Origin of the sequence: Nonlabens ulvanivorans, assembly GCF_000732625.1 — a bacterium.
GTDB lineage: Bacteria > Bacteroidota > Bacteroidia > Flavobacteriales > Flavobacteriaceae > Nonlabens > Nonlabens ulvanivorans.
The window spans coordinates 510,850-525,013 of sequence record NZ_JPJI01000026.1 but is presented as its reverse complement, the minus strand read 5'-3'; the positions used below and the strand labels follow the sequence as shown (position 1 = coordinate 525,013).

Annotated in this window: 16 protein-coding genes; 9 read left to right on the top strand and 7 right to left on the bottom strand. The window is 34.1% G+C overall.

Annotated elements, in window-relative coordinates:
- The 5 genes from IL45_RS06240 to IL45_RS06220 all read left to right on the top strand — a co-directional run.
- Positions 1 to 349 (top strand): OsmC family protein (locus IL45_RS06240; RefSeq protein ID WP_235183325.1); only part of this gene is annotated, 349 nt, incomplete at its 5' end.
- A 183-nt stretch (positions 350 to 532) separates the two neighbouring features.
- Positions 533 to 2,407 carry a hypothetical protein gene (locus tag IL45_RS06235; RefSeq protein WP_036581591.1) on the top strand — a complete coding sequence of 625 codons (1,875 nt, stop codon included), beginning with the start codon at positions 533 to 535 and terminating at the stop codon, positions 2,405 to 2,407.
- Between the two features lie 10 nt (positions 2,408 to 2,417).
- Complete coding sequence (locus IL45_RS06230) at positions 2,418 to 2,867, top strand: hypothetical protein (RefSeq protein ID WP_146128668.1); 450 nt, start codon at positions 2,418 to 2,420, stop codon at positions 2,865 to 2,867.
- Between the two features lie 33 nt (positions 2,868 to 2,900).
- Entirely contained in the window at positions 2,901 to 3,374 is a 474-nt protein-coding gene (locus IL45_RS06225; RefSeq protein WP_146128667.1) for a hypothetical protein, read from the top strand.
- Positions 3,375 to 3,812: 438 nt separating this feature from the next.
- Complete coding sequence (locus IL45_RS06220; protein WP_036581583.1) at positions 3,813 to 4,229, top strand: OsmC family protein; 417 nt, start codon at positions 3,813 to 3,815, stop codon at positions 4,227 to 4,229.
- A 36-nt stretch (positions 4,230 to 4,265) separates the two neighbouring features.
- On the opposite strand, the gene IL45_RS06215 is transcribed toward IL45_RS06220, so the two are convergent.
- From IL45_RS06215 to IL45_RS15130, 4 genes are all read right to left on the bottom strand, one after another.
- A complete protein-coding gene (locus IL45_RS06215; protein WP_146128666.1) occupies positions 4,266 to 5,975 on the bottom strand; it encodes a hypothetical protein in 1,710 nt (569 codons plus the stop codon).
- 219 nt (positions 5,976 to 6,194) lie between these two features.
- Positions 6,195 to 6,731 carry a DUF4136 domain-containing protein gene (locus tag IL45_RS06210; protein ID WP_036581579.1) on the bottom strand — a complete coding sequence of 179 codons (537 nt, stop codon included), beginning with the start codon at positions 6,729 to 6,731 and terminating at the stop codon, positions 6,195 to 6,197.
- Between the two features lie 59 nt (positions 6,732 to 6,790).
- A complete protein-coding gene (locus IL45_RS06205; RefSeq protein ID WP_036581576.1) occupies positions 6,791 to 8,800 on the bottom strand; it encodes a urocanate hydratase in 2,010 nt (669 codons plus the stop codon).
- Positions 8,800 to 8,970, bottom strand: coding sequence for a DUF5522 domain-containing protein (locus IL45_RS15130; RefSeq protein WP_160165393.1), 171 nt, complete (start codon positions 8,968 to 8,970; stop codon positions 8,800 to 8,802). Before IL45_RS15130 ends, IL45_RS06205 begins: the two co-directional genes overlap by 1 nt.
- A gap of 76 nt (positions 8,971 to 9,046) precedes the next feature.
- Here IL45_RS15130 and IL45_RS06200 point away from each other — a divergent pair, with 76 nt between their 5' ends.
- The 4 genes from IL45_RS06200 to hemL are packed head-to-tail and all read left to right on the top strand — an operon-like array spanning position 9,047 to position 12,477.
- Positions 9,047 to 9,382: a M14 family metallopeptidase gene (locus tag IL45_RS06200; protein ID WP_036581574.1), complete on the top strand. Its 336-nt coding sequence runs from the start codon at positions 9,047 to 9,049 to the stop codon at positions 9,380 to 9,382.
- Positions 9,379 to 10,344, top strand: a complete 966-nt coding sequence (locus IL45_RS06195; protein ID WP_036581571.1) for a 1-aminocyclopropane-1-carboxylate deaminase/D-cysteine desulfhydrase — start codon at positions 9,379 to 9,381, stop codon at positions 10,342 to 10,344. The genes IL45_RS06200 and IL45_RS06195 overlap by 4 nt, the downstream gene beginning before the upstream one ends.
- The gene (locus IL45_RS06190) at positions 10,334 to 11,185 is read left to right on the top strand and encodes a glucosaminidase domain-containing protein (protein WP_036581568.1); all 852 of its coding nucleotides are present in this window, start codon (positions 10,334 to 10,336) and stop codon (positions 11,183 to 11,185) included. The genes IL45_RS06195 and IL45_RS06190 overlap by 11 nt, the downstream gene beginning before the upstream one ends.
- Positions 11,185 to 12,477 (top strand): glutamate-1-semialdehyde 2,1-aminomutase, encoded by a 1,293-nt coding sequence (gene hemL, locus IL45_RS06185; protein ID WP_036581565.1) that lies wholly within the window; start codon positions 11,185 to 11,187, stop codon positions 12,475 to 12,477. The genes IL45_RS06190 and hemL overlap by 1 nt, the downstream gene beginning before the upstream one ends.
- Before the next feature lie 68 nt (positions 12,478 to 12,545).
- Here hemL and IL45_RS06180 read toward each other — a convergent pair whose 3' ends face one another.
- The 3 genes from IL45_RS06180 to IL45_RS06170 all read right to left on the bottom strand — a co-directional run bounded on the left by IL45_RS06180 (position 12,546) and on the right by IL45_RS06170 (position 14,156).
- Positions 12,546 to 12,920: a hypothetical protein gene (locus tag IL45_RS06180; protein ID WP_036581563.1), complete on the bottom strand. Its 375-nt coding sequence runs from the start codon at positions 12,918 to 12,920 to the stop codon at positions 12,546 to 12,548.
- A 110-nt stretch (positions 12,921 to 13,030) separates the two neighbouring features.
- Positions 13,031 to 13,456: a hypothetical protein gene (locus IL45_RS06175; protein WP_036582105.1), complete on the bottom strand. Its 426-nt coding sequence runs from the start codon at positions 13,454 to 13,456 to the stop codon at positions 13,031 to 13,033.
- A 130-nt stretch (positions 13,457 to 13,586) separates the two neighbouring features.
- The gene (locus IL45_RS06170; RefSeq protein ID WP_036581561.1) at positions 13,587 to 14,156 is read right to left on the bottom strand and encodes an OmpH/Skp family outer membrane protein; all 570 of its coding nucleotides are present in this window, start codon (positions 14,154 to 14,156) and stop codon (positions 13,587 to 13,589) included.
- Positions 14,157 to 14,164: the final 8 nt, after the last annotated feature.

Sequence of the window (14,164 nt, the reverse complement as noted above, 5' to 3'; positions counted from 1 at the left end):
CACCGTGATGATAGACCATAGCGGTATGGAAACTGTTCAAGGAGTAAGTCCTATGGAGTTACTTCTTATGGGTGTAGGTTCTTGTAGTGCCATAGATATTATTCATATTCTTAAAAAACAACGTCAAGAAATTACTAGTTATAAAGTAGTAGTAGAAGGAGAACGTTACCTATTAGATGACTCCATGCCTTTTAAATCTATGCATGTTAAAGTAATTCTAGAAGGAGAAATAGATGCTCAAAAAGCTCAAAAAGCAGCAGATTTAAGTTTTGAAAAGTACTGCTCTGTTTCTAAGAGTTTTGACAAGTGTGTTGAGATTACTTATGAAGTAGAATTAAAAACAGTTTAAGCTATTTCTTAAGAACTATTTTCTCAAGTCGGGCTATACGTTCTTTTAAGGTTTTAATTTCAATCTTTTAAAATTATTTAAGTTAACTTTTAGTTAAATTATTTAATTGAAAAAATTTTCATTTGGTTTTTAGATTTTATCTACAAGGTTCAAAAATGAATAACAAACTTTAAATAATTTTAAATGAAAAAACAATTTCAACTTCAAAAATTGAAAAGACAAGATGTTTTGAAATATTTTGTTATCTGTTCCTTACTAGTAACCTCTTTTTCTAGCTGTACTGCTGACGATGAAGTAAATAAGGAAGCTCTATTAAAAAGCTATAATATTGAAGATGACACCGTAAATGGTGAAAACCCTTTTCTAATTGCAAATATGGAAACTGCTTGGGAGAACCTAAAAAATAACCCAACTGCAAATATTGATCAACTTTTTGAAAACAATAATTTAAGTATTTCAGATTTTGAAATTTACACTTCAGATGCTCAGTATAAATTTATCCCATCAGATTCCATCCAATACAAAAGTTTATGGGAAGATCCTAAGGCTGACCCATCAGAAACTTTGCTTACACATTTAGACGAAAATCTTGATCTTGAAGCAACAGGTGAAGATATTGATGTGGAAGACCAAAATGATAATTTTGAGGATGGTCAGCCATTTTCTCAACCTACCGTATATCCTTTATATGCGATTATTTCTCCGAGTCATTCTTTACTAAATCAAATAGATAATATTAAAATTGATGATTATTATTTTCCCGCTGAGGATGAAAGTGAAGAGAGTAGAACTAATGCAGAAAATATTCTGTTTTCAACAGAGTTTTTTGATATGTTAGAAAATGAAGCTTTTAAATTGACAGGAAATTTTGATGAGGAAGAATTGCAAGCATTACGATTTCTTGATCCAGAATATCCAGTTCAGGAATTAGTATCTATTGATATATTTGAGGTACGCAACAGAAACTTGAATGTTTCAGATTTGTTGATAGACTATACTGTTTCTGAACAAAAATTATTCAGAAGAAGAAGTCCATGGACACCTAAAGGCACATTGAAATTTCAAGAAACCGATGTGGTTGGACAACCAGAAGTCGGAGTTGCAGGCGCTAGAATAAGAGTTAGAAAATGGGGTTTAAAAGTTATCCGAAAAGCGCACACGAATGTCGATGGTTATTTTCAAACTAGTAGTACTAGGACTAAGAGAGTTAAATATGCTGTTTATTTTAAAAATAACAATCATAGATTTGTAATTAAAGCTGGAACAGCATTTTGGAACGCTAGATATCGATCGACAAGAAAACATAAAAGGAAAGATTGGAACCCTGCGTTATTTACCGCTGGCACAAAAAGACATTTTTATGCTCAGGTTCAATATGCTGCATTTGATTATTATAATCGAGTATCTCCTACTTATAATATTCCAGTTCCTAATATTATCTCTGAACTTAAAATAAGCGCTAAATATAATCGTGATGTCTCTTCTCGATTCAGAGTGTTTGCCCCAGCTTTTTTCAATGATCTTAGAATTAGTAGGATAAGAAGCGGTCAGCCTCGTGGAACTGTAGGTGTCTATGCTACTACTATTCATGAGATGACTCATGCTGCTCATTATCGAGAGGATAGTGGTATATTTCATCCGTTAATTTTATTTGATGGTAAAGTTAAAGAACGAGATTTAATGAGAGAGAGTTGGGCTGAAGGAGTGGAAACTTTTGCAACTAATACTCGATATATTACCTTAGATCCAACATTTTTTAATATTAATACTATAAGTGGAAGAAATAGTGATAAACAACTTAGGAGTTTTTCACAGCAAAATGAATATACCGCTATTGTTTATGATATGATCGACAATGCAAATCAATTCGATATATCAGAAGACAGAGCAAACGATATGGTAAGAAACTATCAACTATCACAGATGTGGCAATCTTTGGATGGAAGACGTTCTTTGGATACTTGGCGAAATAACTTAATTGATGATCATATTAATCCTACTGAAATTGAATTAAATGCATTATTTACTTATTATCAACGAGTTGCGGATGCACTTTAAATACATAAAAATGAAATTTATTCAACTTGTTTTTTGGATGGTCTTATTCACAACAATATTAAGTTGTACCAAAGAGGAGAATCTAAGTACTTTTTCTATTAAAATTGATAATACTAGTACTAGTACAGTGAAGCTTATTTATAAAAATTCAAATGGTGAAGAAATAGATATGATTGTGGTAAATTCAATGGACAGTTATGATTGTAACTATGTATCTGAGAATTTTCAATCCTTGAGACTATGCCGTAATCAAGAATTTTTTACGAACCTATCGGAGGTTGTATTTTTATTTGAAAATAACAAAGGTTATTCTTGTCAAATTATGGATAACGGTTTTTGTTTTACAGATGATCGTAATAACGTGGTTGGGAGCAGTGGTGCTGGATTTGAATTGGTAGACAATGTTTATATTTTCAAAATAACCCAGCAAGATTTTGATAATGCATTTGATTTACCATAATTTAAAATCAATTAACCTTTTTATTTGAAGATTATGAAACAGTTGCAAATAATTTATAAAATTAGTATTCTTTTTGTCCTTTTCTCCATGTTTCTATATAGATGTTCTATAGAAGATGATCAAAGAGAATATAATTTAATATTTTCTAATGAAAGTAATGTGCCAGTTACATTAGAATTTTATGGCGTTAATGCAAGCATTAGTGTTTTACTTGATTCTTTTGTAGTGGCTAGTAATTCTTCTTTTAACTGTGATTATGTAGCAGAAGGTTTTATGTCCTTACTCGGTTGTCCAGAAATAGACGGCATTGAGCGAGGTAATAAAATCATTATAAAATTTAAAGATAATCTAGGTTATGATTGCATAGTAATCGGAGATAACACAAAATGTTTTTCTGGTGATCGGAATTTATTTGCTGGGTCAACTATTGCTTGGCAACAAGACGGTAACAATTATACATTTACCATTACCCAACAAGACTTTGATAACGCATTTGATTTGCCTTAAAAAAATAAATTCTAGATAATAAAAATCCCATTTCAAATCAATGAAATGGGATTTTAAATTTTAAAATTGTCTTCAACAAGCTCAGACTAACATAAGTTACCTCTTAGGCATCGGTGGATATTGTTTCAATATTTCTTTCACAATTTTGTTAGTGCGTTCTACTTTTTGCTCAGGAGTAGATTTAAGAGGTGCCGATTTCAATTATATGGTAAATTTAAAAGGTTCATTAAGTGTATTTCCTGAAACTGTATACAAGGAACATTTATTAGATTAAAAGATAAAATTGAGCCAAGAAAAATTAAATAAGATAAATAAACTGTACCTCTGTTACTTATCTAAAAAAGTAAGATTTAAAGGAGAATTAGACGAGTTTGAATACAACTACCAAATAAATAACTTATCAGAACTTAATTTAAAATAAAAATAAAAGTAATAATTATGAAAATCACCATAGAAAGAAAGAATACAGAATACCTACTAGAAGCGACAGGAAAATCTGGAAACACCGTGATGATAGACCATAGCGGTATGGAAACTGTTCAAGGAGTAAGTCCTATGGAGTTACTTCTTATGGGTGTAGGCTCTTGTAGTGCGATAGATATTATCGCGATTTTAAAAAAACAACGCCAGAATATTACTAGTTATAAGGTTGAGGTCACTGGAGAGCGTTATGAGTTAGATGACTCTAAACCATTTAAATCTATGCATGTTCTTGTGAAATTAGAAGGAGACATCAATCTCGATAAAGCTCAAAAAGCAGCCGATTTGAGTTTTGATAAATATTGCTCAGTTTCAAAGAGTTTTGATAAGTGTGTGGAGATCACCTATAGTATTCAAATAAACAAGCCTTCTTAGTTAAGAAGGCTTGTTTATTTGAAGATAATATTGAAATTATTTTATTTTCTCAATCGTAAAAAAGTTGCTACCGGCGTCTGGACGCATTGTAATGATTCCATTATTTCCAGCTTGTTCAACATGAATAAAAATTTCATCACCAGCTTGAATTTCAATTATTTCTGTGATGTTAATACTGGAAGTATTAACTCCGTTTCGATTTCTTATGTAATTATTTGATGTAGGTGAGCCAGGAAACTCAATGGATCCAGAACGATTAATTCTTAATTCGGCATCTAATTGCAAGTCCACTACAGTAGTCGTAGGGTCGATAACTATCGCCATTGCTACAACAATTCTATAGCGCCCATCTTCATTAACGGTAAGACGAGTTTGTGAATCACTTTCAGCAACAGTGAAAAGACTTGTGTCATCATTCCATTCATTGAAAGCAAATAACTCTAATTCGTTCGTTGTAAAATCATTTAAATTCTGAGTTCTATTTGCCGCATTACCAAAACGTGCTGAACGATCTTCTCTAAATTGAGGAATCCATCTACTTCCGTTCCATGAATATAATCCTTCTCTAACATCGTTGCGATAACCTGATGGAGTTAGATCCTCATTAGTATTATAAACAATCGTTCCTTTTACTACACCAGTAACCGGTGCTGCTAGTGATGCGTCAGTAAGAGCAACTCTATTAATTAATAGTCCTTTATCTGTCGCTCCTAGCTCTAGACTAGCTGCATCTTCTATAGAAGTAGTACCTATTCCTACACTACCATTAGTGTAAATGTTATCAGTAATATCAGTAGCAGCGTTAGTAGTAGATTCTACATGCCAGTCATAATCCTTGTCAGCAGTTGTTATAATTCTATTCCATCTCTCTTGCCAGACATATAAGCCTTCAGTACCGGAACTTGTTCTCGAATTATAAGCAATTAAACCATTTAATGGATCACTTACTAATGGAGCAAAGGTTGATAAATCTGCAATATTAATACGGTTAGGTAGAAAACCTTTGTTATTGTGAGCTAAAGATAATGAAGCATAATCAGGATTACTATTTGCTCCTATTTGAATGTTTTCTCTCTCTGGATTTGCATTGAGTATCACTCCAGAATCTCCACGTATTTGTAGATTCATATCTGGATCACCATCAGGATTAAAAGTAACCTGACTTGAACTACCAAAAGATCGATGTGATAGAAAATCGTCACCATTACTAGTAAAGGTCAAATCTGTGTTATTAGTGGCCAGATACATTCCAGAATTTGTTGAGTTTGTAAAAGAATAGCTAGGTGAGGTTTCTGTACCGTTAGATAAACTTCTTAACGTACCATTTGTTTCAAATCTAAATCTATCATTATTATTGGTTTTGACAATCAGAGGAAATGCATTGTTACTACCCAATCGGTTTGTAGTGTCAATAGTATTACCATTTAAGGACCAGTCAGAATCATTCCCTAATGCTACCCATTGATCTGTACCATTCCAATAATAAAAACCTTTATTTAAAGGATTTGATCCTGTAACAACTTGTGTATTGTAAACTAAAACACCTTCTTCTAACGTGGTACCAGAAAGCGAAATTCCTGTTAGACTGTTATTTGCACTTAAAGCAACTTTAGGAATTAATATACCCTTATCACTTTCATTAATATCCAATGCAGTTCCATCGGCAGGTGTAGCGGTATTGATCCCTACTTGTCCCAAAATCACTTGGCATGTCAAGAAAACTAGAATGAGTGTAAAAAACTTCATATAAACATTATTGTTTTCAAATTTAAGTTTTGTTACCCGTTGATATTCTGAAAATCTAATAATCGTATATTTAATCGATGATAGTACGTTTAGTACCGGTAAAGCGTATGGTGTAAGGTGCTTTTAAACTGTAATTCGTAAGTTTTAAAGCAAAAAAATATCTCGTTTCAAACAAAATGATACGAGATATTTAAATCTTTTCTAGTTTTAGAATTAACCTTACTGCGGTGGATATTGCATTAAAATTTCTTGAACAATCTTATTGATTCGTTCTGTTTTTTTAACTGGGTCATTACTACGTATTGGTGCAGTTCCTACACCTTGCCATATCAATTCTTTTTTCTGTGCATCTATAAAGTCAATATGTAAAACACCTTCATTTACTGTATTAACATTATTACCGCCAAAACCGTTATTCCAACCTAATCCGCCCCAGCCCCAACCAAAGCCAGCATTCCAGCCCCAATTGTTGTACACATCAACACGCTGTTGTGTTTTAGTGAAAATGTTGATCATAACGTCAGGCGTTTGTGATTTGCTCCAGCCGCTCGCTAGCATTTGTTCATCAATTGCTTTTAAAATACGTTTTTTATCTAAGTCATTAATGTCAGCTTCATCGATACCTTGTTTAAAATATCCGTAGGTCTTAAATTGATTAAAATCAGTTCCTACCGCATAGTCTTGAGAAACTCTCACGGTTTGACATCCTACTAGCAATACAATTGCTGCGATTAGTAAAGTAGCTTTTTTTATCATGGCTTTATAGATTACGCTTTTGCGAAAACGTGATTACTAATCAACTTTCTCAAAAACAATTAAACTTCATTCAATAAATCATCACTAACACTGTGTGGAATGGTGACTTGCAGTTGCGGATTCAATTCCATAGCTCTTTGGATAGCAAAAACAGCATTTTCATTCCTAGCCCAATTGCGCCTAGCAATACCATTATTAACATCCCAGAAAAGCATAGAATCAAGTCTAGCTTCTGCTTCATTACTACCATCAATAAGCATACCAAAACCACCGTTAATTACCTCGCCCCAACCTACGCCACCACCATTGTGAATAGATACCCAAGTAGCACCTCTAAAACTATCTCCTATAACATTTTGTATCGCCATGTCTGCGGTGAAACGAGAACCATCATATATATTAGAGGTCTCTCTATATGGTGAATCTGTACCTGATACATCGTGATGATCACGACCTAGAACAACTGGTCCTATGTAACCATCAGCAATCGCTTTATTAAATGCTCTTGCTATTTCTATACGTCCTTGCGCATCTGCATAAAGGATGCGCGCTTGAGAACCTACCACAAGTTTATTCTCTTGAGCGCCTTTTATCCATTTTATATTATCCTGCATTTGCTGTTGGATACGTTCAGGTGCGTCTTGTGATAATTGTTCTAATACATCTGTCGCAATTTGATCTGTTTTCTTAAGATCTTCTGGATCATTAGATGCGCAAACCCATCTAAATGGACCAAAGCCGTAATCAAAACACATAGGTCCCATAATGTCTTGTACATAAGATGGATATCTGAACTCTTTGTCTTCACCAGCGATATCAGCATCTGCACGGCTAGATTCTAGTAAGAATGCGTTACCATAATCAAAGAAGTAAGTGCCCTTATCTGTGTGTTTATTTATGGCTTCAACGTGTCTGCGCAAAGAACGTTGCACTTCTTTTTTAAATTCTTCGGGATGATCACTCATCATCTCATTAGACTCTTCAAAACTTAAATCAACTGGATAGTATCCACCTGCCCAAGGATTGTGTAAACTGGTTTGATCGCTACCTATAGATATATCTATGTTTGCCTCATAAAGTGCTTCCCATACATTAACAATATTACCTTCATATGCTATGGATATTATCTCTTTGTTAGATTGGGCTTCTTTAACTCGTGTAATTAATTGTTCTGTACTTTTAATCACAACATCTACCCAGCCTTGTGAGTGTCTGGTATGAACAGCTTTAGGATTCATCTCTGCACAAATTGTGATACATCCAGCGATGTTACCGGCTTTAGGTTGTGCACCGCTCATACCACCAAGACCTGAGGTAACAAAAATATTACCAGTAGGTTTTTGTTTAATTTTTCTAAAAGCATTCAATACAGTTATAGTAGTACCGTGCACAATTCCCTGAGGTCCTATGTACATGTATGAACCAGCAGTCATTTGTCCATATTGAGTAACACCTAGTGCATTAAATTTTTCCCAGTCATCAGGTTGAGAATAGTTAGGAATCATCATACCATTAGTTACTACGCAACGTGGTGCGCCTTTATGAGAAGGGAACAGTCCCATGGGATGACCACTGTACATAGCCAGTGTTTGCTCATCTGTCATCTCACTTAGATACTTCATGGTCAGTAGGTACTGTGCCCAATTAGAAAAAACACCACCATTACCACCATAAGTAATCAACTCATGTGGATGTTGTGCTACAGCGTGATCTAAGTTGTTTTGAATCATTAACATTAGTGCCGCAGCCTGTTTTGAGCGATGTGGATATTCCTCAATATTACGAGCCTTGATTTCATACTCTGGCATGAAACGATACATATAGATACGACCATAATCATCAAGTTCTTTCTTAAACTCTGGAAGTAAAATAGCATGATGATGTGGTTCAAAATAGCGTAAGGCATTACGTAGGGCTAGTTCTTCCTCTTCTGTAGAAAGAATCTTTTTACGTTTAGGTGCGTGATTTACATTTTTGTTATAAACATGAGGTGCTGGTAATGTATCAGGAATTCCTTGTTTTATGCTTTCGCGGAAGCGAACTAAGGAATTATCTACGGCTGTTTGCATTATTGTTTTTTTTTAATACTGTCTAATGATTTATCATATCCGTAAGGGCAGTGGCGACAACCACTTTTACAACAATAGCCTCTTTTAAGGTGGTACTGCTCAGTAAAGCATCTGTAACCTTGAGGTGTCAGGTAGTAATCTCCTTCTTCTACGGGAATGATTTTTTTCATTGTATAAAAATACGATTCTGTTTGCGGTCTATAAAGTATTGTAGTAGCAGAATCCTAGAAGTGGTATTTTTGTTCCATGTTTATAAGACGCGTTACATTATTTAAATGGGTAAATGGAATGGTGATATGGCCATTTTTATTAGTTCAAGATAAAAAGTCCATAAAAGATCCAGTTTTTATGAATCATGAGCGCATCCATGCTAGACAACAATTAGAGTTGATATTAATACTTTTTTTTATTTGGTATTTAATAGAGTATTGTGTCTTAAGACTAAAGTATAGTCATGATAGAGCTTATCGCAATATTGTTTTTGAAAGAGAAGCTTATGCTATGGAATGTGATCTGGATTACTTAAAATTCCGTAAAACATGGAGTTTTATAAAGTTTTACTCTCAAAAATATAGGGTATGAAGCTTTTTAATGTAAAAAATGCGGTGAATCAGCGATATCGTGAATTTAATGATAGAGCGATTATAGTGGATATAAAACGCGAAGATTTATTACATACTCAAGTATCTGGAAATAAACTGCGCAAATTGAAATACAATATTCTAGCAGCGCAACGACTAGGTTTAGACACGTTACTCACATATGGTGGTGCTTTTTCCAATCATATAGCAGCAACAGCCGCGGCTGGGAATATTTGTGGATTTAAGACGATAGGTGTTATTAGAGGTGAAGAATTGGGACATGACCTAGAGAAAACACTTGCCGGAAACAAGACTTTAAATACCGCACACGCATTAGGCATGCAATTTAAATTTGTCTCTCGTTCCGCTTACAGAGATAAGTATGAAGATTTTTTTCAATTTGCCTTGAAAAAGGAATTTAATTCATTTTACAATATTCCTGAAGGTGGAACTAATGATCTCGCAGTTAAAGGAACTGAAGAAATCTTAACAATTAAAGATAAAGATTACTATGATTATATATGTGTGGCCGCAGGAACTGGCGGTACTGCTGCTGGAATTATAAATAGTGCTGCGCCACACCAGAAAGTGTTGGTGTTTTCTGCATTGAAAGGTGATTTTATGTTTGATGAAATTGCACAGTATACAGATAGAGAGAATTTTATGGTTTTTGATGAGGATAGATTTGGTGGATATGCAAAGTCTAGTGATGGATTGATTAAGTTTATGAATGGACGCTTTCGCGAAAGCGTAACTGAGCAAAATCCTAAGGGAATACCACTTGAACCTATTTATACCGGAAAAATGATGTATCGATTAGAACATCTTGTTAAGACTGGCGTTATATCTGGAGAAACTCGTATTTTAGCCATTCATACTGGTGGTTTACAAAGTGTCGCAGGATACAACGCCATGCTTGAAAAGAAAGGCAAAATTACCTTAGATTATATCAATGAAATTTAAGTCCATACTCTACATCGCACTTATTAGTTTATTTATAGCTTCTTGTGGCTCTAATAAAAAGGTGGTCACCACTAAAAAACGGGATAAAACGACCAAAACCCGTAACGATAACCCTAATACCGAAACACAGAATACAGTAATTACTGAAGATGAAGAAAAAATCACAGAAACTGTAAAAACGCGTAGCGGTGATAAAGTGGCTAATTATGTAGATCAATTTAAAGATGTTGCGATGAAGGAAATGCGACTCTATAAAATTCCAGCAAGTATCACTCTAGCTCAAGGGATTTTAGAAAGTGGTTCTGGATTCGGTAGATTGTCGGTAGAGGCAAATAACCATTTTGGAATTAAGTGTCACACTGCATGGACAGGTGAGCGTATCTATCACGATGATGATGAAGATCAAGAATGTTTTAGAAAATACGTTTCGCCTGATTATTCATACCGTGATCATTCCTTATTCTTAACACAGCGTAAAAGGTACGCAAGCTTATTTAAGCTAGATAAAGATGATTATAAGGGTTGGGCCTATGGTTTGCGCAAAGCAGGATATGCCACAGATAAAAAATATCCACAAAAATTAATAAGCCTTATTGAGAGGTATGAGTTATATCAATATGATGCCATTGTTTTAGGTAATCCTGTGAAAACCTATACAGAAACGACCACATCAACAGATAAAACTGAAAATCATATCGTTAAGTCTGGAGATACACTTTATGGTATCGCCAAAAAATATAATATTACTGTAGCACAATTAAAAACTTATAATAGTTTGAAGTCTACAACCTTAAGTATAGGACAAGTCCTAATTGTTAAACCAATTTCTAAAGATTTTTAATGTCATTTAGTTACCAACGTAGTAGTGCGCTTTTTAAAGAAGCGCAAAAAGTAATTCCTGGTGGAGTCAATTCTCCTGTTCGTGCATTTAATGCTGTAGGTGGTTCTCCTGTTTTTGTAGATCATGCTAAAGGCGCATATTTATATGATGTCGATGGCAATAAAATTATTGATTATATAGCTTCATGGGGACCTATGATTTTAGGTCATGCCTTTGATCCTGTTGTAGATGCAGTAAAAGCAGCCGCAGATAAAGGTACCTCGTACGGAATGCCTACAGAATTAGAAACAAAAATTGCAGAGCTTGCCGTTTCTATGGCGCCTAATGTGGATCAAATACGTATGGTTAATTCTGGTACTGAGGCCTGTATGAGTGCTGTAAGACTGGCAAGAGGATACACTGGACGCGATAAAATCATCAAATTTGCAGGATGTTATCACGGGCATAGTGATTCATTCTTAATTCAAGCAGGTAGTGGTGCGGTTACCTTTGGTAGTCCTAATAGTCCTGGTGTAACTCAAGGTACTGCAAAGGATACTCTGCTAGCACAGTACAATAATCTCGAACAAGTTGCTGATATTTTCAAGCAAAATGAAGGAGAAATAGCTTGCGTAATCATAGAGCCTATCGCTGGTAATATGGGATGTATTGTACCGCAAGAAGGTTTTCTAGAAGGTATAAGGTCTTTGTGTGATGAGAACGATTCCTTGTTCATTTTTGATGAGGTAATGACAGGTTTCAGACTTGCTGCAGGTGGCGCGCAAGAAACAACTGGCGTTAAAGCAGATATTGTTACTTATGGAAAAGTGATAGGTGGTGGATTGCCAGTAGGAGCATTTGGTGCGAGACAAGAAATCATGAATCATCTAGCACCTCTAGGTCCAGTATATCAAGCAGGAACCTTGAGTGGAAATCCGCTGGCGATGAGTGCTGGTTTAACAATGCTATCTCATTTAAATAACAACCCATATATTTTTTCAAGTCTAGCCCAAAAAACAGAACGACTTCATAAAGGAATTGATACTGTTTTAACAGAGAAAGGAATGCCGTATCAAATTAATAGATATGGCTCAATGATGTCTGTGCATTTTACAGATCAGCCTGTAATCGACTTTGCTAGTGCAGCCACTGGAAATAATGAATGGTTTAAGAAATTTTTCCACGGACTTTTAAAGCGTGGTGTTTATTTACCACCGAGTGCATTTGAAAGTTATTTCTTAAACAATGCCTTGAGTAATGAGGATATAGACAAAACTATTGAAGCGACTAGAGAAGTAGTAGCAGATTGGTAGTTTGAAAAATCATATATAAAAAAGCCGTTTCATTTGAAACGGCTTTTTTATATATATGAATTAATTTTTTACTTAGGACTGATCGCATTTTTTACCATTGCGTATTTTTCTTCTCCTAAGAATGCTTTTAATTTTGTTTCAAATGAATCACGTATGTCATTAATTTTCGACTGCATTGCGATATCAGAAAGATTCTCTCTTTTAACACTTAATGTTTGAGTCTCTTTTTCGTGAACTAGCTCAAGTAATTCACCTCTTCTTTTAGCATCTACATTCCCTAATGTCATGATTTGATCTACTTTTTGATCTACAATTGCATTAAGCTTATCGTTCTTCTCTGAGATCACACGACTGTTTTCTAATTGAGCGTCAGTTATTTGAGGTGTTTGTGCATAGCCTAGACCTGCAACTGATACTGCTATAATAAAAAGTAATTTTTTCATGATTGTTGTTTTTCAAGATTTTAAAAATAAGAAATAAAATAGTTAAACAAAATAAAAGCCCTTAACATTCTCATGATAAGGACTTTTAAACCAAACTAAACTAAATCAAACTAATCTCTATTTCTTCTTTTTTTATCGCCTTTACCGCGTTTTTTTGCTCTTTGTTGCATCATTTTCTCCCATTCTGCATACTGGTCGTTGTTAAGAATCTTTTTCATTTTTCGTTTGACGGCTATTTTTTCATCTAGAATTTTTAATCGAGCTTCTTTCTTCTGATCATCAGATAATTTCTCACGATCTTCACGTGAAATTTTATTAGCCTCTCTTTTCTCTGCTTGTTTAAAAAGTACTTGATATACTTCTTTTTCTTGTTGATCAGAAAGGTCTAATGCTAGTGTTAATTTTTTAGATTGAAATGTTGCCATTTCTTGAGGAGTAACATCTTTCATTTTTTCTCCTCGATCTCCTTTTCTACCTTGTTGTGCTTGAGCAACTGTCATTGCCATTAAGGCAATTAAAACGATTATCTTTTTCATGTTATTTATATTATTTGTTACACTTCTATGACTAGTGTATAGATAAAAAGGTTTAATCACAACTCAAAAAAAAAGTCAAGCACATGGCTTGACTTTTTAATTTTAATAAAAATAAAATATTTGTAATATCTTATTCTTCAGTTACTTCTTCGGTTTCTGAAGACGTTTCAGTAGAACTGTTTTTACCTTTATAAGAAGCGTTTATTTCTTTAATAACAGTTTCAGTAATATTGCTAGATTCATTCCCGTAGATTAATCCACCAGATTTATTTTTACCTAAAACAAACGCATAATTGTTCTTTTTTGCATGAGCAGCAATAAATTCCTCTACATGAGTATCGAGTTCTTTCAAATTATTTTCAAGTTGCTCTTGCATGCTTTGTTCTTGAGTTTTGATTTGTGATTCTATCATCTGCCATTTTTTACCAAAAGCTACGATTTCTGGATTTGTTTGCTGTTGTTGTTGACTCAGGTTATTAAATTTGGCTTGAAGAGGTGCGGCTTCCATTTGGTAAGCCATCGCTAGGCTATCTGTTCTCTTTTTAAAGTCCTCTTGTCTTTTAGTTATAGACGCTTCTAGATCTATTTTTTCTTGATATTCTTCATAAACTTTAGCATTATCAATAAAAACAACTTTTTGAGTTTCTTGACAAGATGCTGCAATTATTAAAATGGCAACTAAGGATATAATATTTTTCATGTATATTT